This is a genomic window from Natronomonas sp., assembly GCF_046483325.1.
Lineage (GTDB): Archaea > Halobacteriota > Halobacteria > Halobacteriales > Haloarculaceae > Natronomonas.
Window position 1 is genome coordinate 37,758 of the sequence record NZ_JAWODL010000007.1, and the last position, 19,917, is coordinate 57,674.

General features: G+C 60.6%; 12 protein-coding genes and 1 pseudogene. 11 read left to right on the forward strand and 2 right to left on the reverse strand.

Annotated elements, in window-relative coordinates:
* Nucleotide 1: 1 nt before the first annotated feature.
* The 6 genes from R6U53_RS01150 to R6U53_RS01175 all read left to right on the forward strand — a co-directional run bounded on the left by R6U53_RS01150 (nucleotide 2) and on the right by R6U53_RS01175 (nucleotide 7,312).
* Nucleotides 2-1,345, forward strand: a complete 1,344-nt coding sequence (locus R6U53_RS01150) for a VWA domain-containing protein (RefSeq protein WP_410320543.1) — start codon at nucleotides 2-4, stop codon at nucleotides 1,343-1,345.
* The gene (locus tag R6U53_RS01155; protein WP_410320544.1) at nucleotides 1,338-2,186 is read left to right on the forward strand and encodes a Rossmann-like domain-containing protein; all 849 of its coding nucleotides are present in this window, start codon (nucleotides 1,338-1,340) and stop codon (nucleotides 2,184-2,186) included. The genes R6U53_RS01150 and R6U53_RS01155 overlap by 8 nt, the downstream gene beginning before the upstream one ends.
* Nucleotides 2,183-3,334, forward strand: a complete 1,152-nt coding sequence (locus R6U53_RS01160) for an XdhC family protein (RefSeq protein WP_410320545.1) — start codon at nucleotides 2,183-2,185, stop codon at nucleotides 3,332-3,334. The genes R6U53_RS01155 and R6U53_RS01160 overlap by 4 nt, the downstream gene beginning before the upstream one ends.
* A 263-nt stretch (nucleotides 3,335-3,597) precedes the next feature.
* A complete protein-coding gene (locus R6U53_RS01165) occupies nucleotides 3,598-4,083 on the forward strand; it encodes a (2Fe-2S)-binding protein (protein WP_410320546.1) in 486 nt (161 codons plus the stop codon).
* Nucleotides 4,080-6,449 carry a xanthine dehydrogenase family protein molybdopterin-binding subunit gene (locus R6U53_RS01170; RefSeq protein ID WP_410320547.1) on the forward strand — a complete coding sequence of 790 codons (2,370 nt, stop codon included), beginning with the start codon at nucleotides 4,080-4,082 and terminating at the stop codon, nucleotides 6,447-6,449. Before R6U53_RS01165 ends, R6U53_RS01170 begins: the two co-directional genes overlap by 4 nt.
* Complete coding sequence (locus R6U53_RS01175; RefSeq protein ID WP_410320548.1) at nucleotides 6,449-7,312, forward strand: FAD binding domain-containing protein; 864 nt, start codon at nucleotides 6,449-6,451, stop codon at nucleotides 7,310-7,312. Before R6U53_RS01170 ends, R6U53_RS01175 begins: the two co-directional genes overlap by 1 nt.
* A gap of 1,484 nt (nucleotides 7,313-8,796) precedes the next feature.
* On the opposite strand, the gene R6U53_RS01180 is transcribed toward R6U53_RS01175, so the two are convergent.
* Nucleotides 8,797-9,621, reverse strand: a complete 825-nt coding sequence (locus R6U53_RS01180; protein WP_410320549.1) for an IclR family transcriptional regulator — start codon at nucleotides 9,619-9,621, stop codon at nucleotides 8,797-8,799.
* A 326-nt stretch (nucleotides 9,622-9,947) separates the two neighbouring features.
* Between R6U53_RS01180 and R6U53_RS01185 the strand changes: the two are divergent.
* The 5 genes and pseudogenes from R6U53_RS01185 to R6U53_RS01205 form a co-directional block, all read left to right on the forward strand.
* Nucleotides 9,948-10,959, forward strand: a pseudogene (locus R6U53_RS01185) (pyridoxal-phosphate dependent enzyme); the annotation flags it as partial.
* 80 nt (nucleotides 10,960-11,039) lie between these two features.
* The gene (locus R6U53_RS01190; protein WP_410320550.1) at nucleotides 11,040-13,616 is read left to right on the forward strand and encodes an FAD-dependent oxidoreductase; all 2,577 of its coding nucleotides are present in this window, start codon (nucleotides 11,040-11,042) and stop codon (nucleotides 13,614-13,616) included.
* A gap of 354 nt (nucleotides 13,617-13,970) precedes the next feature.
* Nucleotides 13,971-14,567, forward strand: a complete 597-nt coding sequence (locus R6U53_RS01195) for an isochorismatase family protein (RefSeq protein ID WP_410320551.1) — start codon at nucleotides 13,971-13,973, stop codon at nucleotides 14,565-14,567.
* 39 nt (nucleotides 14,568-14,606) lie between these two features.
* The gene (locus tag R6U53_RS01200; RefSeq protein WP_410320552.1) at nucleotides 14,607-16,478 is read left to right on the forward strand and encodes a hydantoinase B/oxoprolinase family protein; all 1,872 of its coding nucleotides are present in this window, start codon (nucleotides 14,607-14,609) and stop codon (nucleotides 16,476-16,478) included.
* Nucleotides 16,479-16,702: 224 nt separating this feature from the next.
* A complete protein-coding gene (locus R6U53_RS01205; protein ID WP_410320553.1) occupies nucleotides 16,703-18,793 on the forward strand; it encodes a hydantoinase/oxoprolinase family protein in 2,091 nt (696 codons plus the stop codon).
* 693 nt (nucleotides 18,794-19,486) lie between these two features.
* Here R6U53_RS01205 and nikR read toward each other — a convergent pair.
* Nucleotides 19,487-19,897, reverse strand: a complete 411-nt coding sequence (gene nikR / locus R6U53_RS01210; RefSeq protein ID WP_410320554.1) for a nickel-responsive transcriptional regulator NikR — start codon at nucleotides 19,895-19,897, stop codon at nucleotides 19,487-19,489.
* Nucleotides 19,898-19,917 lie beyond the last annotated feature (20 nt).

Here is a 19,917-nt window from a genome sequence, read left to right on the forward strand (position 1 = left end):
GATGGCCCGAGAGAGCGCGCCGAACGGTGAGCCGGCGTCGGAAGGGATTCCGGACTTCGAAGCCGCGAGCGCCCACGTTCGGCGGGAACTCGTCCGGTTCGTCCGTCGGTTGCGCGCCGAGACCTCGGTGCCGGCGAACGCGAGCGTCGACGCCGCACGGGCGCTGGCGGCGGTCGGCCTCGACGACAGGGCGCAGGTCCGGGCGGCGCTGGCGGCGTCGCTCGTCAGCAGTCCCGACGGCCACCAGCGGTTCGAGGCGCTGTTCCCGGCGTTCTGGGCGCGCCTACGGCGCGGCCTCGAGGGTGCTGCCGTCGCTGGCGAACGGACAGCGTCCGCCCCCGACACCGACCGGGACCCGGAGCGGTCCCACGAGGCGGCGTCTGCACCGACGGACCCCCCCGACCGCTCGGGGATCGATTCGTCGGACTCCGCCGACGACGCCCCGGTTCGGGCCACGACCGGCCGACGCGAAGTGACCGACCGCCCCCCGTCGGCCTCGGGCGACCGCGAGCGCCGGATCTACAGCGCCGCCGGCGGGAGGGAGGGGATCGACGATGCCGCGACCGGCCTGACCGGAACCGAACGGCGTGCAGTCGACCGCTTTAGCGCCGCGCTGTCTTCGGTTCCCGGCCGACGAACCCGCCCCGATGCCGGTGGGGCGGCGCTCGACGCCCGTCGGACCCTGCGGGCGAGTCTGGGGACCGGCGGTGCGCCCGTCGAGTTGCCGCGGCGCGAGGCGGCACCGACGGAACTCCGGTGCCGGCTGCTCGTCGACGTCAGCCGATCCGTGCTGGATACGCTCGACCGGGGAGTTCTGCTGTCGACCGTCTACCGGCTGCACGACACGGCACTGGACGCCCGCACGTTCCTGTTCGACACCGACCTCCGCGAGGTGTCCGGGGCGTTCGATCGCCCTGAAGGCGACCCGGTGGCGACGTTACGCGCCGCCGAGACGCGGTGGGGCGGCGGAACGCGGATCGGCGCGGCCCTCGGGACCCTTCGGGGGGAGCATCCGACCGCGGTCGACCGCCGGGCGGTCGTGGTCGTCGTCAGCGACGGGGTGGACGTCGGCGAGCCCGATCGGCTCGAGACGGGGATGGCGTGGCTGTCCCGGATTGCCAGCGCAGTCGTGTGGCTGAACCCGCTCGCGAAGTCCGAAGACTACGAGCCGACCTGTCGGGGGATGGCGACGGCGCTGCCCTACGTCGACGGACTGTTCGCCTTCGCGTCGCCGGCTGATCTCGCGGAGGCCGCCCGGCAACTCGAGCGGCGGGGTCCGCACGGTCCCGTCGGTTACGAACACGACGGCCGCCACAGCGCCGGTGGGGGGCGGGCCGGTGACTGACCGCGAGTCGGCACCCCGCGGTCGGGATCTCCTCTCGTCGGTCGTCGACCGACTCGACGCCCCGGAGGCGGCGCATCTCGACGACATCACCGTCGGGGACGCGGCGATACTGGTCGAGCTCCGCCGGGACGGACGCCGACTCGCCGGGGTCGCACACCGCCCCCCCGACGACACCGTCCTCGGCGACCCGTCCGTCGAGACGCTGCTCGGGTGGGCGATGGCGCCCGCCGGATCGATCGCTGGGGTCAGGAAGGCCGCCGGAGTGGCCGCGGTGAACGCGCTCTCGGCGCCGCGGATGGAGTGGCGCTACGGCGATCCGATGGCGAACCTGCCGGCGCCCGTCGACGACGTCGCCACCGTCGGGTTCTTCGCGCCGGCAGTCGACCGGTTCGACGACGTCACGGTCCACGTCGTCGAGCGAGAACGGATCGAGACACCGCCTTCCACCGAGGGCGTCGACGTCGTGACGTACACCCCCGCGGACGCCGACCGGGCGTTCGCCGACGCGGACGTCGTCTTCGTGACCGGCTCGACTCTCCTGTACGGCGGGTTCGGCCGGTATCTGACGGCAGCGCCGGCCGGTGTTCCCGTCACCCTCATCGGCGCGACGGCGTCCTTCCTGCCGGAGGTGGTCTTCGACGCTGGGGTGACGGTGCTCGCCGGCGCGGAGGTGGCGGACGCCGATGCGGTCCGGGCGGCCGTCGCCGCGGGCGGCTGCGGGTCGGCGCTTCACGACGCCGGCCTCCGAAAGGGCTACGTACGGGCCGATACCCGGCCGGCCGTCGCACCGGGCGGACCCGTCGACACCGACGCCGACACCGACACCGACACTAACCAATGACACAGAGCAACTGGAGCGTCCCCGAGACGGAGGTACTGCGAACGATCAGCGCGCGACTCGAGGCCGACCGATCGACCGTACTCGCGACCGTAGTCGACGTCGAGGGCAACGCCTACCGGCGGCCGGGCGCGAAGATGCTGCTCACGCCGGACGGCGAGGGTATCGGTAGCATCACCGCGGGCTGTCTGGAGGACGACCTCCTCCGCGTGGCTCGGACGGTCCGGGCGGAGGGGCGGCCCCGCCTCGAGACCTACGACCTCATGGAGGACGAGGAGGACGTGTGGGGCCTCGGCGTCGGGTGCAACGGCGTCATCGAGGTCCTGCTCGAACCGCTGGGGGCGAGCTACCGGCCCGCTATCGAGGCGTTCGCCGACGGACGGGACGTCGCGTCCGTCACCGTCCTCGATAGCGACGCCGCCGGCCTAGAGTGCGGCGATCGGGCGCACTTTCATCCGGAAACGGACGGCTTCGAAGGGGTCTCCGGCACGTACCCCGCGTGGCTTTTCGAGAAGCTGACGAGACCGGCCGAGGAGCTCGCCCGGCGGGGCCGGGCGGACACCCTGGAATTGGAGGGCACCGGAGGACGGGTGCGGGTCTTCGTCGACGGTATCGCCGCGCCGACGGAACTGTACGTCTTCGGCTCCGGCCACGACGTCGGCCCGGTGACGGAACTCGCGTCGCTGAACGACTTCCGGGTCACTGTCGTCGGGTTCCGCGGCGCGGTCGACCTCGAGGAGCGGTTCCCCTCGGCCGCACGGACGGTCACCACGTCGCCGGGGTCGCTGCGCGAGCCACTTGGGCTGGACGACCGGAGCCACGCGGTCGTCATGACGCACAACTTCGTCGACGACCGGCTGGCGGTTGACGAACTCCTCCGGAGCCCCGTCCCGTACGTCGGGGTCATGGGCCCGCGCGACCGCTTCGAGGAGATGCTCGCGGAGTTCGACGCGGAGGGGCGGACCTTCACCGAGAATGAACTCGCCCGACTCTACACGCCCGTCGGGCTCGACCTGGGCGGCGGGTCGCCCTACCAGATCGCACACAGCATCGTCGGGGAGGTGCTCGCCGTCTCGAACGGCCGGGAGCCACGACACCTGAAGACCCGCGAGGGCTCCATCCACGACCGCCTCGACATCGACGCCGAGTAGATACGGGCGCTATCTTGGCGCCGCAGTCGCGTCGCCCCTGGCCTCTCTCGGGATTCACGGCGCAGAGTACGGACGAAGCGCCAGCGCCTGGCCGGCTGTAAATTGTGGGTGGCTCACCGGGGTCTCAAAAAATATAAAGCCGTTCAACGTCCGAAAACGGCACGCAATCTTTTTGTGACGGTGATTCGTGGGTTTCGTATCGGTAAGGACTGTCGTGGGTGTCAGTTTCAGCCCGCGCGGTTCGCTATCGGGCGTAGGAGACAATGTCAGAACACGATATCACGTTGAATGTAAACGGCGAGGCCCACGAGCTACGGGTCGAGGCGCGGACCCTGCTCGTGACGGCGCTTCGCGAGGAACTGGGATACACGGGCGCGAACGTCGGCTGTGAGACCGGACGATGCGGGGCGTGTACGGTTCGGGTCGACGGCGAGGCGATCAAGTCCTGTACGCGGTTCGCCGTCCAAGCGGACGGTGCCGAGGTCGAGACGGTCGAGGGGCTCTCGGAGAACGGCGACCTCTCGTCGCTGCAGGCGTCTTTCAAAGAGAACCACGGCTTGCAGTGTGGATTCTGCACGCCGGGCATGTTGATGACCGCCGAGACGTTCCTCGAGTCGGCCGAAGACCCGTCGAGGGAGGAGATCCGGGAGGCCATCGAGGGGAACCTCTGTCGGTGTACGGGCTATCACAACATCGTCGACGCCGTCGAGCAGGCAGCGACGGACGGTGGCGGAGGTGACGGGACGTGAGCGACGCCTCCGAAGGTGAGGGGGGTGTCTTCGGCTCGGGTGTCGAGCGCCGCGAGGACATCCCGCTTTTGACCGGCGACGCGAACTACACCGCCGACGTTTCGCGGCCGGGGATGGCACACTTGGCGATCCGGCGCAGCGACCACGCCCACGCCCGCATCGTCGACATCGACACCACCGAGGCCGAGGCGATGGACGGTGTCATCGCCGTCTACACCGGTGAGGACGTCGAGGAGAGCGGCGTCCCGAACAGCATCCCGACGGCGTGGATGCTGCCGGGGCTCGTCACGCCGCAGTATCGCATCCTCGCGACGGACAAGGTGCGCCACGAGGGCAGCGGCGTCGCGGCGGTCGTCGCCGAGAGTTCCCAGCGGGCCCGCGACGCGATCGACCGAATCGACGTCGAGTACGAACCGCTAGCGCACGCGACCGACCCGGTCGCGGCCGTCGAGGAGGACCTCCCGCCGGTCCACGAGGAAGCCGAGGACAACGTCGCCTTCGATTTCGAACTGGGCGACGACGGGGCGACCGACGAGGCGTTCGCCGACGCCGACCACGTCGCCAGCGTCGATCTCAGACAGCCGCGGATCATTCCCAACGCGATGGAGCCGCGCGCGGCGGTCGCGGAGTTCGAGGCGAGCACGGAGAAACTTCGGCTCTGGATGACCAGCCAGAACCCGCATCTCCACCGGATGCTCCTGTCGGCGAGCACGCTGGGAATCCCCGAGAACCGAATCGAGGTCATCGCCCCCGAGGTCGGCGGCGGCTTCGGGAGCAAGATATACCACTACCCCGACGAGGCGGTGACGGCGTGGTGTTCGATGCAACTCGAGCGGCCGGTCAAGTGGCGTGCGAGCCGTCAGGAGGGCTACGTGACCGACTGCCACGGCCGCGACCACGTGACGACGGCCGAGATCGCGGTCGACGACGACGGAACCGTCCGTGGTGTCCGCGCGGAGACACACGCCGGCCTCGGAGCACAGCTCTCGCAGTTCGGCACCGCGACGCCGTCGTACCTCTACACGACGGTGTTGTCCGGGCAGTACACGATCCCGGCCATCTACTGCCGTGTCATCGGCGCGTTCACCAACACGACGCCGGTCGACGCCTACCGCGGGGCCGGCCGCGCGGAGGGTATCTACGTGATCGAGCGGCTGATGGACGTCGCCGCGCGGGAACTAGACATGGACCCGGTGGAGTTGCGCCGGCGAAACCTCGTCCCACCCGAGGAGTTCCCCTACGAGAGCGCGGCGGCGCTCGTCTACGACAGCGGCGAGTACGAACGGGCCATGGAGAAGGCCCTCGACCACGTCGGCTACGACGAGCTCCGCAAGAAGCAAGAACGGCTCCGCGGGGAGGGCCGCTATCTCGGCATCGGCGTCGCCAACTTCGTCGAGTCGGCGGGGCTGTCGCCGTCGGGGCTGGCTGGCGACCTCGGCTCCCAGGCCGGCGGCTGGGAGAGTTCAATCGTCCGGTTCGACTCGACGGGGACGCTGACGGTGCTCGCCGGCACGGCCGACCAGGGACAGGGCCACCGGACCACCTACGCGCAGATCGCCGCCGAGGAACTCGGCGTCGGCCTCGAGGACATCGAGGTCATCGAGGGAGACACCGACCGCATCCCGCAGGGGATGGGCACCTACGGCAGCCGGAGCGCCTCGGTTGGCGGCGGCGCCATCGCTCGCGCCGCCCGGGAGGTCCGCGAGAAGGCCCGCAAGATCGCCGAACACCAACTGGAGGCCGCCCCCGAGGACGTCGTCTTCGACGATGGGTCCTTCCACCTCGAGGGCGCGCCCGACCGGGCGCTCCACATCCAGGAGATCGCCCACGAGGCGTATCTCGGTCACGACCTCCCGGAGGGGATGGACCCCGGGCTCGAGGAGACGAACTTCTACGACCCGGAGAACTTCACCTACCCGTTCGGGACCCACGTCGCCGTCGTCGAGGTCGACGCCGAGACGGGCGATATCGACATCGAAAAGTACGTCGCGGTCGACGACTGCGGCGAGATAATCAATCCGATGATCGTCGAGGGACAAGTTCACGGCGGCATCGCACAGGGCATCGGTGCGGCGCTCTACGAGGGGGCCGCCTACGACGAGGCCGGCCACCTCCGAACCCGCCGGATGGACGAGTACGCCGTTCCGCATTCGACGTACCTCCCGGACTTCGAGACGGACACTACCGTCACGCCGAGTCCGCACAACCCACTCGGCGTGAAGGGGGTCGGCGAGTCGGCGACCATCGCCGCCGCGCCGACCGTCGTCTCGGCGGTCGTCGACGCGTTAGAGCCGTTCGGCGTCGACCACCTCGACATGCCGATAACGCCCGAGACGGTCTGGCGGGCCGTCGGGGGTGAGGACTGATGCACGCCAACGACTTCGACTACCACCGCGCCGGCAGCGTCGAGGAGGCGATCGACCTCCTCGGGGAGCACGCGGACGCGGAACTGCTCGCGGGCGCCCACGGGCTGTTGCCGCGGATGAAGACTGACGAGGAGGCACCCGGGACGCTGGTCGACATCAGTCGCATCGACCGGCTGTCGGCCATCGAGCACGACGACGGGACGCTTTCGGTCGGCGCGCTGGCGACCCACACCGACGTCGCGGATTCGGAGGTTGTCGGCCGGCACGCGCCGGCGCTGGCCGACGCCACGTCGGCGGTCGGCGACCTCCAGGTCCGGGCGGGTGGCACCATCGGCGGCAACCTCGCCCACGGTGACCCGCGGGTCGACCCGGCGGCCGCGGTGCTCGCTCTCGACGCGACCGTCGTCGTCCACGGTCCGGACGGCCGCCGGAGCATCCCGGTGACGGACCTCTTCGAGGGCGAGTTCGAGACCTCGGTCGGGGACCGGGAGGTCGTGACGCGGCTCGAGGTGCCGACGGACGACGGTCTCACGAGCGCCTACCACAAGCGGCGGAACCCGCTGTCGGGCTACGCGGCCGTCGGGGTCGCCGCAGCGGTGCGGACCGACGACGGGACCGTCACGGACGCCCGGGTCGCCGCGACCGCCGTGGCGTCCTATCCCCGCCGGCTCGAGGCCGTCGAGGCGGAACTCGAGGGTGCTGTGGCCGACGAGTCGGCGGCGGCCGCAGCCGCGAAGCGGGCCAGCGAGTCGATACCGGACGACGAGGTCCGGTCGGACCCCTACGCGTCGGCGGAGTTCCGCTCGCACCTGCTGTCGACCGACACCGAGACGCTCCTCTCGGCGGTCCTGGCCGACGAATAGCCCTCGTCTAGTGGGGGTGACGGTCTCGAGCGGACTCGAACCGACGCGATCCCTTTCGGCCGGTCGCGATCTCCCGGGTGCGAGGGGTTTGCTGGTTGCTGAGACATGTGGGGTATACGCTACGATCGATATCGACAAGAAATTCCTGTCGGACGGCGAGATATTCGGCTGCCGCGGTCAGATCTTGCGGCCGTTCTGCGGCGACTCACAAGCATGACGTTTTTAGAGGCTGATTTCTTCGTCGATTGGCTCGGCGATCTGCCTATCCCGGAGCGATCGGGATTAATCGATCAACTTGAATACCGGACTCGGAACCATATCGGGAAATGGGTTTAAACAGTTCAAGTAAAATAACCGAGTCCATACCACCTGGGTTGGCAGTCGGCAGGCTATCAGACACTGGCTTATGATTTTTCGCCGATATTATACTCGCCGCGGACTGCATCAATCGCTCGACAATCATATTCCTAGCGACGTTATTTCGACGGGGCCAATTTTGCCTTACTGTCATTTTTATATATAAGTCTTGTAACTGATAAAAGTGCGAAGAGAGTCCGGGAAGCTGTTCATAACTGCGTTCACAAGGTTGAGTCACAGCCAAGATCGGGATGGGCGCTCCGATCGAGTCACGGTCGACAGAACTATGATTCGACTCAACGATGAGCAGTATTCGCTGTATGCTCCCGTCGCTCCACACACCGAGCAAATAACGAATACAGAAAAGGATAAAACGACCATGTCACGGATAATAACACACGCACTCTTTACAGAACTCCGCGAGAAACGTGGCGTCAGTATGCCGTGTTCTCATCGATGGTGAGCACTCGCTGAAAGACGCCCGCCGCCGCCACGGCCTTGATTTCAGCTATGAAAATGCTAAGTTCGGAACGGTTTTCGACATATATGCAAAAATATAGAAAAGCCATTTAGTAATTTTTCAGACTATTAACTAACGCCGAAGCGGAAACGGTCGATGACTGGCTCAGTTCGCACAGAATCGGCTTCTTTGAACACTCCCACCCAATAAAACCGAGAGCGTGAGACTGAAAATTATAAGCGGAATTATAAATAACAAAGTTAACAAAGTTATCTTCGAACCGCGGAAATTATTAAATAAGTGTAGGCAGAATGTCGGTGCTGTTCTGACCAGCGTGTTTGCTCGAGCGAGTTCCACTAAGCGAGAACCGTTTATACGTACGCTTCTGCCGCTGTCAGCCGCAAATGAGTAAAAATCGGATTGTGAATACCCCATAACGACATTAGGTTGTGAAACCGATAACGACGGTCCTTTTATAAAATCGAGACTGAAAGCCGAGTCCGGTCGACTCACATCGTTCAATGATGGGTATAAATATATTCACACATCGCGAACATATAAATAGATCAGCACGGCCGTACAGCATACTCCCACCGCTCGGACGTCGACGGATATTTATAAACATTGGAGATGAACTGACCCCTAGTATTAAAATTGAACGGGCATTTTACGACCTCCATCCGGTAACCGCTTCAGCACCGTTCGGTTGCATCTGCTCTATCTCCTGTTCGAGCTCAGTGGTCGATTCGAGAAGTTGAGTAACTATTTCGTCGAAACGGGGGCCGTCGAGGTCAAGTCGGTACGTTGGTGCGCCTACACAGAGTGCACCGAACACGGTTCCATTCGGGTAAGTCACCGGGACGCCGACGGAGCGGTAGCCTTCTTCTAGTTCCTCATCGTTGATTGAGTAGTTCCGCTTACGAGTCGCCTCTAGATCTTCGAATAAGGCGGACTCGTCAGTAATTGTGTTTGGAGTTGTCGCGGGCAGTCCCCACCGATGGATAATCTCTTCGACATGATCACGTGGCAACTGTGCTAATATCGCCTTCCCAGAAGCACAGTTGTGCAGGTGGAAACTGCTCCCTGTCTGGAGGAACGGGCTCCCGGTCTGGAGCTGTGAAGGTGCTTGGTTTCCGAGCGCGTATTCTAGTGTGAAAATTCGTCCGTTCTCCTCGACGGTAAAATCGACTTCTTCGTTGGTCTCTTTTGCAAGGGCGTAGACCCATTCTCGGGCTAATTCGTAGACGGATTTCCGGTTCCGTGCATATTCACCGAACTCCAAAAACTTCAGTCCCACGTGGAAGGTCATCCCCTCTTTGACCAGAAATCCCTCGTTAGTCAGTGTATTTAGGTGATTGTGAATGGTACTTTTGGCGAGATCCAACGAGTCAGTGAGTTCGATTAACGATGCGCCATCGCGAGCCTTTACCTCCTCGATGAGTCGGAGCGACGTTCGCGTTGTCTTTACCGGTCGGGCATTCGTTGGCGTCATGATTTATTGATCTCTTCTGGCTATATAAACATTCAGCATGTGTGAACAGTGACGTACGAGGGGGTGGATGCGACTGGCTCCAATCGAGATCCAGCCCGTTGCCACCACGAAAGCCGAATCTAACCGATCGGACTCCTATTTTGGGCCGGACGAAATTCCGGAGCTGAGTCGTAGCACGTAATCCAGTGTTTCCTGCTCGGGAAACCGCTATACGGACACAGCACCAGATCCGTCATTCGGTGTCCAAGGAACTCCGACAGAGATATCTAAACAAAAGTACGACAGGCGAGGGATTTATTCGATTGTGAACTATGCCCACATATCAAAATCACGCCCAAGGAGTCGCACTCCCGGCAACGAAACTCGGAGTCGACTCAACGACCGTGATGTCAAAGACAACCCCGCAGATCAAAACAGACGCGACGCGGGAATACGGCGCGTCAGTCGAACTCTACGGGCAGAGGTTTCAGACGGCGAGTCGCGCGCACGCGCCATCGCTGCCGGAGGGAGTGGGACGTTCATCCACGCCTACGACGACCCCGATATAATCGCGGGACAGAGAACACTCGGGCTCGAAATGTACGAGGATTTCCCGTCGATCGACACGCTCGTCGTCCCCATCGGTGGGGATGGACTCCTTGCAGGTATCGCGACTGCGTTCCAAGAAGTAAATCCCGACACGCGTAGCGTGGACGTGCAAGCGAAGGATGCCGCGACGGTCCCCAACAATATCAAGGAGCTCAACCCCCTCAGACGCTCGGCATGGCTGACACCAGGGCTGACACAATCGCCGACGGATTCGCCACGGGCAGCATCTCGGAGCGGACACTACGTACGATTGCGGAAGACGTCAACCGGATCGCGACGGTGAGTGACGACCAGGTCACGACCGGCATGATGCTGTTGTTGGAACGGGCTAAGTAACTGGTCGAAGGCGCCAGCGCGGCACCGGTAGCAGCTACCCTGAGCGACTATTTGGATGTGTCTGGAGAGACCGTAATGCCGCTACTGAGCGGGAGAAATATGGACATGACCATGCTCCAAGCGGTGGTAATTCACGCCCGACGGAACGAAAGCAGATACTACGGCTGCGAGTGCGTATCGACGACGAACCGGGCAAGATGGAGGAACTCTCCGGGACTATCGCTGCTCACGAGGCGAACATTCAGACGGTCAGGCACGAACGCGTCATGGGAAAAACTCCACATCGGCGAAGCGTACCTCGCGTTTCAAATCGAAACGAGCGGTAATGAGCATCCAGACGCCATCCTCCAGTCGATCCGCGAGCAGGGATACGACGTTGAGCGGATTAATCCAGAACTGGAGTCAACCTACTGATGAAGTATCGATAGCGACTGTGAGAGGTGAATCGAGGCAGTACTTATATATCGCAGGGAGCCACACTACAGTCTGTTCGTATGAGCCAAGAAAATGTACCGGCGCAAGCTGAAACAGTCATTATCGGCGCGGGTATCGTCGGCTGTAGTGCCGCTTACCATCTAGCTGATCGCGGCGCGGCAGACATAGTCGTAGTCGACCAGGGACCGCTCCCGACGACTGGCGGATCCTCGAGTCACGCGCCAGGCATCATGTTTCAAACCGACGAACCCGACGTCCTCTCGAAGTTTGCCATGTACAGCCGGGAGCTATACTCAGATCTCGAAGACGAAGCCGGACAACTCTACGCAGAGGTCGGGGGTATCGAGGTCGCTCGGTCAGACGAACGGATGGACTACCTCCAGCGCCGAGTCGAGTGGGCGAAGTCTTGGGGCATTCCGAATCCAGAGATCCTAACTCCCGAGGAAGTCCAAAAAAAACTTCCGCTGGTGGACCCGGGCGCGATCCAGGGGGGCTTTTATTCTCCGACCGACGGGCAGGTCTCGGGCGTGAGGGCCTGCGCAGCCCTGGCCCGAGAGGCCGAAAAGTGCGGAGCTCAGTTCTTCGGAAACACGCGCGTCACCGACATCAAGACGAGCGACGGCAGCGTCGATGCCGTCACGACCGACCATGGGAGAATCAAGGCCGACCGGATACTCGCAGCAACGAACATCTGGAGCCGTCCACTTGGGGAGATGGTCGACATCGATCTCCCGATCGCTCCGGTCCAACACCAGTACACTATCACGGAATCCCTCGGAGAGCTCGCTGATGGTGTCCAAGAGGTCAATCACAGCGTACTTGAGAACTACGAAGCTGTTTCAGGTTCGCGTGCCGAACGATTGCTGATGGGTCCGGACCGGCCAATTCTCCGTGACCAAGACAACGCACTGTACTTCCGGACCCACGGTGACGCCTACGGACTCGGTTCGTATAACCACGACCCGATGGTTGTCGATCCCGACACGCTAGGAACGAACGAGGATGGACCCGACCAGGGTTCGATAAAACCGTTCACTGAAGAACACTTTGAGACGCCGACTCATCCCAATCGTCCTCACAAATCTCCCCATCAAGCCATCGACGAACTCCTGCCGGCAACCCGGAATGCAAGTCTCGAACACAAATATAACGGGATGTTCTCGTACGCACCGAACCATCTGCCAGTGCTGGGAGAAACACCTGAAATAGATGGCCTCTGGGTAGCGCTGGCAGTCTGGGTCACTCACGCAGGCGGAGCCGGGAATGCGATCGCCGAGTGGATGGAACACGGCGTTCCGAAACTGGACGGTGAGCCAATCGATCTACATGATTGCGACGTCGCGCGGTTCCAACCCCACGAGGAGAGCAAACCGTACTACACGGAGATGGGTGACCTCCAGTACGAACAAGTGTACGATATTGTCCATCCCAAGTGGCAGCGCCATCGCCAGCGTGGGCTTCGTCGATCACCGTTCTATTCGGCACAGGATGACCTCGAGGCCGAATTCTTCGAGAGTGGTGGCTGGGAGGTCCCCCAGTGGTACGAATCCAACGCTGAGCTACTCGATCGATACTCCGTCGCCCCGCGGTCAGGGTGGGAGGCCGAGCACTGGTCGCGAATCGAGGGTGCTGAGCATCTCGCAGTCCGAGACGGAGTCGGACTGTTCGACCAGACGTCGTTCGTCAAAATCGGTATCGAAGGCGCTGGAGCCCGATCGTTCGTCCAGCGGCTGTTCGCCAACGATATGGACCTCGATGTTGGCCAGCTCAGATACACCACGATGCTCGACACCGACGGTGGCGTCCGGGCTGACTTGACCGTCACGCGTCTTGACGAGGAGCAGTTCCTCGTGATTACCGGCAGCGGTGCGGGCGGTCGCCAAGACCTCGCCTGGATCCGAGAGCAGGCGCCTGACGACGTGTCAGTGACTAATCGGACCTCCGAGCTGTGTGCTGTCGGCATCTGGGGACCAGACGCGCGGAATCTCCTCAAATCGACGACCGACGCCGACGTATCGAATGAAGCGTTTCCGTACTTTCGCACGCGGAATATGTACGTCGGGAGCGTTCCGGTTACCGCGCTTCGAGTCTCGTACATTGGCGAGCTCGGCTGGGAAGTCTACGCCCCGATGGAATACGGCGCCGAGTTGTGGGAGACGCTTTGGGAGGCGGGTCAATCATACGACGTCGTGCCGGCCGGCGGCGGCGCGATGAACTCGATGCGCCTGGAGAAAGGGTATCGGCTGTGGGGCGATGATCTCCACACCGAGCATACCCCATACGAGGCGGGGCTTGGGTTCACAGTCGACCTCGATACGTCCTTTATTGGAAAGGATGCGCTACTTGAGGCGAAGGCAGCGGGGCCTCGATACAAAATCGCGTGTCTAACTCTCGACGACCCCTCGGCGGTCATCCTTGAAGACCGGCCAGTGCTCAACGGCGATGAGGTGCTGGGTTACGTTCACAGCGCGGGGTACGGCTACTCTGTCGGCGCCTGTATCGCTTATACGTATCTCCCCCTGGAGTACGCTGAACCCGGGACGTCGGTCGACATCGAGTATGAGGGGGACCGCTACGACGCGACGGTGCGCGAGGAACCGCTGTTCGACCCCGGTCGAGAACGGATGGTCAAGTAGGGGTCGGCTGAAACGTCGACTTTCGACCACGATGTCGGCGATTTAAGTATCGCTGGTACCGCTCTATCACCGTAGAGTACGCACGTATAGTCAGGCAACGACCGACGAAACCAACATATTCACCGTTCGGTAGATCCCGCTGACGAAGCAAGTAGCCGAACAGACATGCCGGGCGTTAGAAAGACGCAGTCGGTTATCCAACGAACCTTTGTACTGCTTGTTCGTCGCAGCCACGGCTAGCAGCGATACTATCGCCGAAATATTTTTATAATGAGACGCGGTATCAGCGTACATAATATGTCGACAGAACCGACCGAAGAGATGTCACGAGAAGAAATTTATCAAAAAGGACTGATGGCAAACGATAATCGGGTCGGATTCGGGGAGTCACCGGCAATTGTCGCCATCGATCTGCAGTACGCAGAGACTGATCCAGAGTATCCGATGGGGTCGGATCTTTCGGACGTGATCGAAAATACGAACGAACTCGTCGACGTAGCGCATAAAAAAGACGTACCGGTCATCTGGACGCGCGTCGTCTACAAGCATCCCGACGCGATCGATGCGGGTATGTGGACGAAGAAGATGCCAGCGATGGCTGACTGGATCGAAGGACGCCGCGAAGTCGAGATGGACGACCGGTGTCACATCGCCGAGCAAGATCACATTCTGGATAAACGGCACGCGAGCTGTTTCCACGAGACTGAACTCAATTCACTGTTGAATGCGCAGGATATAGACACGGTGATCGTGACTGGTTGTTCGACTAGTGCGTGCGTCCGTGAGACAGCCGCTGACGCAAGCGCCTACGGCTACCACTCGATTGTTCCCGAAACCTGTGTTGGCGACCGCTCGGACAAACAACACGAGGCCCACATATTCGATATCAATGCAAAGTTCGCGGACGTCGAGCCGAAAGAAACAGTAAAAGAATATCTTCAGGATCTGTAGGGTCACGACAGACACCGAGACAGAACCCGTGGTGTTTTTTTGGTCCAACCAGCCGCAGCTAAAATAGCCATCCCACCTCACGGCAACACAAATTTTATGCTAACTTATGCCAAACGAAACAGCATGTCCAGCGCAGACGAGTCGAGCAGAATTATTGAGGATAGAGACATTGATCCCGTGACGCTGCAGGTGGTGGGGGGGGAATTCGACACTATTGCACAGGAAATGGGGTACAAATTGATTCGGTCCTCGTACTCATCTATTATCAGAGAGAGCGAAGACATCGGTGCAGGGATTCTCACGGCCGACGGCCAACAGATCGCCGAGGGCGACTTCACCCCAATGCACGTGGGAACCAACATCGCGTCCGTCGAGGGAATGTACGAGTCCTTCGAGGAGCGCGGACTCGACCCTGACGAACACATCAACGAGGGCGACGTGTTCATTCACAACCACCCACACTACGGCGCGACTCACTCACCGGACATCGCCGTGATGACGCCGATATTTTACGACGGAGAACATATCGCGTGGACGGCGACAAACGCTCACCACATCGATATCGGCGCCGCAACGCCCGGGCTGGCAGTGGACCTCGAAGACATGTTCGCTGAAGGGAGTCTGTTCAAGGGGACGAAAATAATCGATGAGGGGGAACGTGTCGAAGAAATCTGGAACTTCCTGGAAACAAACGTACGGACGCCCCGCATCGTCCTCGGAGATCTTCAAGCGCAGATCTCCTCGTGCGATACAGGTAAACAGCGATTTCTGGAGCTCATCGAGGAGTATGGGCTGGATACTGTTCAAACCGCTGCGGACGACCTGATGGCGTACGCCGAGGCACTGATGCGCAACGAAATCAAGACGATTCCCGACGGCGAGTATCATGAGACAGGGTATCTCGATGATGATGGGCGCAATCGCGACACGCGTCTCAAGGTCGATGTGCGAGTCACGGTTGAAGGTAGTGACATGTATGTCGATCTGAGCGACTCGAATGATCAGGTGCCGACCGGCTACAACATCCCATTCCGAGGGTCGACAGAGGTGGCAATATTCTTCATTGTCCGATCAATGTTGATAGATACCTATATTCACGACGAATACATCCCACAGAACTCGGGGACGTTCGAGCCAATTCACGTCGAAGCTCGAGAGGGCTGTATTTTCAATCCCAAGCCGCCCGCGTCGGCTTTCGCCCGAATCAATCAGGTCGACTTCATGGCGGATCTCCTGATGAAGGCACTCAGTGAGTCGATTCCCGAGAGGGTTACTGCTGGCTCCGGTCCACACTGTTATTTCATTAGCTATGCCGGTACCGACGAGAACGAGGAGTACTGGGTGTATATAGAAGTGAACGAAAGCGCCTACGGCGGCCGCGCGGAGGAAGACGGCCTCGACGCCGTCGATGCGCTCGTGCACAATACCAAGAACCGGCCGGTTGAAGACATAGAACTCTCCCATCCAATGCGCATCGAGCACTACCGGTTGCGCGAGGATGGCCACGGCGCCGGCCGACATCGCGGCGGCCACGGCATCGAGCGAGAGATGACGTTTCTTTCCCCGACGACTATCACCTGCGAGGGCGACGGTAATAAGTACGGTTCGTGGGGATTCCAGGGCGGTAAGGGCGGTACACCGGGATCGCTGCAACACATCAAGGCCGACGGAGAGGTCATTGATCTCCCTTCGAAGGTCTCCGGATACAAGTTCGAGACGGGCGATAGATTCTCCATCCAGACGATCAACGGTGGGGGCTACGGTGACCCCAGCGAGCGGCCGGTTGAAAAGGTGCACGAAGACTACCTCGACGGGCTCATCACCGAGGAGATAGCCCGAGATGACTACCGCGTCGTTATCGAGAATGGCGAAGTAGACGAGCGGGCAACGGCCGATCTGCGAAGCGACTGAGACGCGTATCCGTTTCAGTCGGTATCGTCATCGGACCGAAGCGGCAATCGCTAATCACCGCTTCGACGACCCGGATACACTGTTCGTACCGATGCGACGGCCGGGGATTGATCCGGTGTTATGCAACCAAGAGACAGTTCGCACGGCAGCTCGAATACTGGTTGCGCCGATGGAAAATTTTAATATGGCGTATGCTCCCTTTTTAGTAGGTACTCTGTGGTACAATGAACCATGACAATGTTCTCATCGGGGCGGACGTCGGCGGGACCAACACGGATATCATCCTCACGGCAGACAGCGAAGAGTATACATACAAGCTTCCAACGACCGAAGATCCCGCTGAATCGACTGCCAATGGAGTCAGTCAAATATGTCAAATAAACGGTTATGATCCAGCCGCAGTCGATACCGTCTTACACGGCACGACAGTGGGGACGAACGCGGTCATCGAACACCAAGGGGCGAAAACGGGGATGCTCTGTACGGAGGGGTTCGAAGATATTATCCACATCGGTCGCCACCGGAAGCTCCACACATTCTCTCTGCAACACTACATCCCTCATCAAAAGTACCCACTTGTCAAGCGTCGCCACCGCAAGCAAATCTCCGAACGGGTATACCCCCCAGGAAAAGTCGTCGAGCCACTCGACGAGGATCAGGTACTGGAGGCGACCGACGAACTCGTCAAGGACGGAGTGAAATCGATCGCAGTCTGCTATCTGCACTCCTATCTGAACACATCTCACGAGGAGCGAACCAAGGAACTCATCAAGGAGAAGTATCCAGACATATCGGTCTCCACCTCACACGAAGTTGTGGCCCAGTTTCGTGAGTACGAACGCTTCTCCACGACGGCGATCAACGCCCGGCTGGCGCCGGTCATGTCGAGCTACCTCGAGCGATTAGAGAAAAAATTAAACAAACAAGGGTTCACTGACGCGAATGTACTCATCATGCAGTCCAACGGTGGAGTAGCTAGCATCCGGCAAGTGAGCAAGCGCCCGGTGACGACGCTTCTTTCGGGCCCGGCCGCAGGCGTGCTGTCCGGCAAGTTCGTCGGTTCAAATGTTGGTGAGGAGAAGCTCATTACCTTCGATATGGGCGGAACGAGCGCTGATATCTCGGTCCATCCGGGACGGCTGCTCGAACGTGACCCACGTGACAGCGAAATCGGGAACTATCCGACGATAACGCCGATGCTCGACATCGAGGCAATCGGGAGCGGCGGCGGTTCGATCGCCTGGGTAGACCAAGCCCAAGGGTTCAACGTCGGCCCAAAATCAGCGGGCGCAGATCCGGGCCCGGCCTGTTACGGTGCCGGGAACGACCAGCCGACGATCACCGACGCGCAGATCGTGCTCGGGCGAATCGACCCCGACGACTTCCTCGGTGGAGAGGTCGATATCGACTCTAGCCTCTCTCGTCGAGTAATCAAACGAAATCTATCGGATACGATAGATCAAGAGCGATTCGAGACGGTGGAACGTGCCGCACTCGCGGTGCTGGAGGTCGCAAACAGTAACATGTATCAGGCAATTCGCGAACAGACGATGCAGCGCGGCTACGATCCGCGCCAGTACACGCTAGTCGCGTTCGGAGGGGCTGGACCGATGCACGCAGCTGATCTCGCCGCCGATCTTGAGACGTCAAATGTGTTGATCCCACCGTCACCGGGAATCGCCTCGGCTCGAGGGCTTCTGACCGGTGATATCCAGTATGACAATCAAGTCACCGTCAGCCAGCGTCTGAGCGACGTGGACGCCTCGGCGATAGAAGAGCGGTTCGCCGACCTCACAGAACGAGGCGCCCACCAGCTCCGTGACGACGGTGTTGATATTGAAAATGAGGCGACGTTCCGGACCACCATCGACTGTCTTTACGAAGACCAAGGATACGAGCTCAACATTGAGTACGACGGAGTCGAGGGCGACTGGCGGAGTCGGGTTCGCAACCGCTTCGAAAAGAAACACGAAGCCGAGTACGGCCACTACTTCGAAGACGATCCCATTGAAGTTCTCAACCTCCGCGTCGCCGCGACCGCGAGGAGCGCAGAATATGAAGCCGCCCCCATCGAAACTGGTGGTCAAGACCCATCACATGCACGGACTCAGACGGCAAACGTATTTTTTGGCACGTCTCTTCGACCCGAACAACGGACCGTTCCCCGATACGACCGAGGGCAACTCCGTGCTGGAAACATCATCGAGGGTCCAGCTATCGTCGACGAGTTCGACAGCACAGTCGTTATCACGCCCGAGTGGACGGCGACGGTACTTGATAGTGGAGCGATCGAGATGCGCTCTACGGAGCATTAACTCACACGACGTACACGACCTTGCTCGTTGGTTTGATTTTCTATATTGCTTATTAAGCGAACCCCAGCAAGCTGCGAAGGCTTACAGCCATGTTTCTGCGGTCATCGGCTGCACATGGCTAAGTATATCCGAATCAAAATATAACTAGGATCTTATCATTCTAAATATTTATCAATCGTAATTTATTTTAATGATTCACCCGAGATCGGGAACGAGCCGTAGGAGGACTGTTCAGAAGTGTGATATCATTGACCAAGACTACTGTGTCGCCGAGCTATTGTTTTGCCCAGAGTTCGCGTAGCTCCGATATCCGAAACTGCGTGCTTCTGGTCTGAAACGATCTCTTGTGCGAAAATTCGTTCGTTTGGTGATAACAGCGACGTAGGCCAGCGATGTTTGTCATTGATTTGAATCACCGGCTTATCACGGCCGAAGTGATCCGACTCGATATCGTAGGGCGGCCGTAACTCGTTGTTCTGCACCCAGTCGTCAACGACTTTTCGGAGCGAATAGCACCGAACTTATAATATTACAAAATACTATTTAAAATTGATAATTCGGTTGATATTCTAACAGTAGGGGAGTCGTCTTTGCCGTCGGACGTGCTGTCGAGTGGAGTGTTGGCTTCCTCCCCGGCTTCGAGGGTCAGAGGGATTCGTCTCCCGATCCTACGAACCGTTGTCCCAGTCAGTGTTACTCGTCAACGATCATGACTTTGACCTGCTGGACGCCGCTGAGCGCTCGCAACCGGTTGGCCAGTTCCGTGATCTCCCGTTTCGCCCCGTTGACGATCAGTGTCTCCATACAGGCGTCATGTGAGAGGTGGATGTGCTGGACCGAAGTGATGATGTCGGTCATCTCGTGTTGAATCGTCTGGAGGTCGTCGGCCAGTCCATTGACGTGGTGATCGTGGGCAACGACGATCGTACCGTGATGTGGGATGCTCTCGCCCGCGTCCCATTCATAGGCCGTAAAAAAATCTCGCAGCGAGTCGCGGATCGCCTCCGAGCGGCTGGCGTACTCCCAATCGTCGACGATGCCATCGAGCCGACCGATCATCGACGACGGCAGTGTGAGGCTTATCCGATCGATTTCGTCGGGCATACGTCGAATTATTCTTCGAA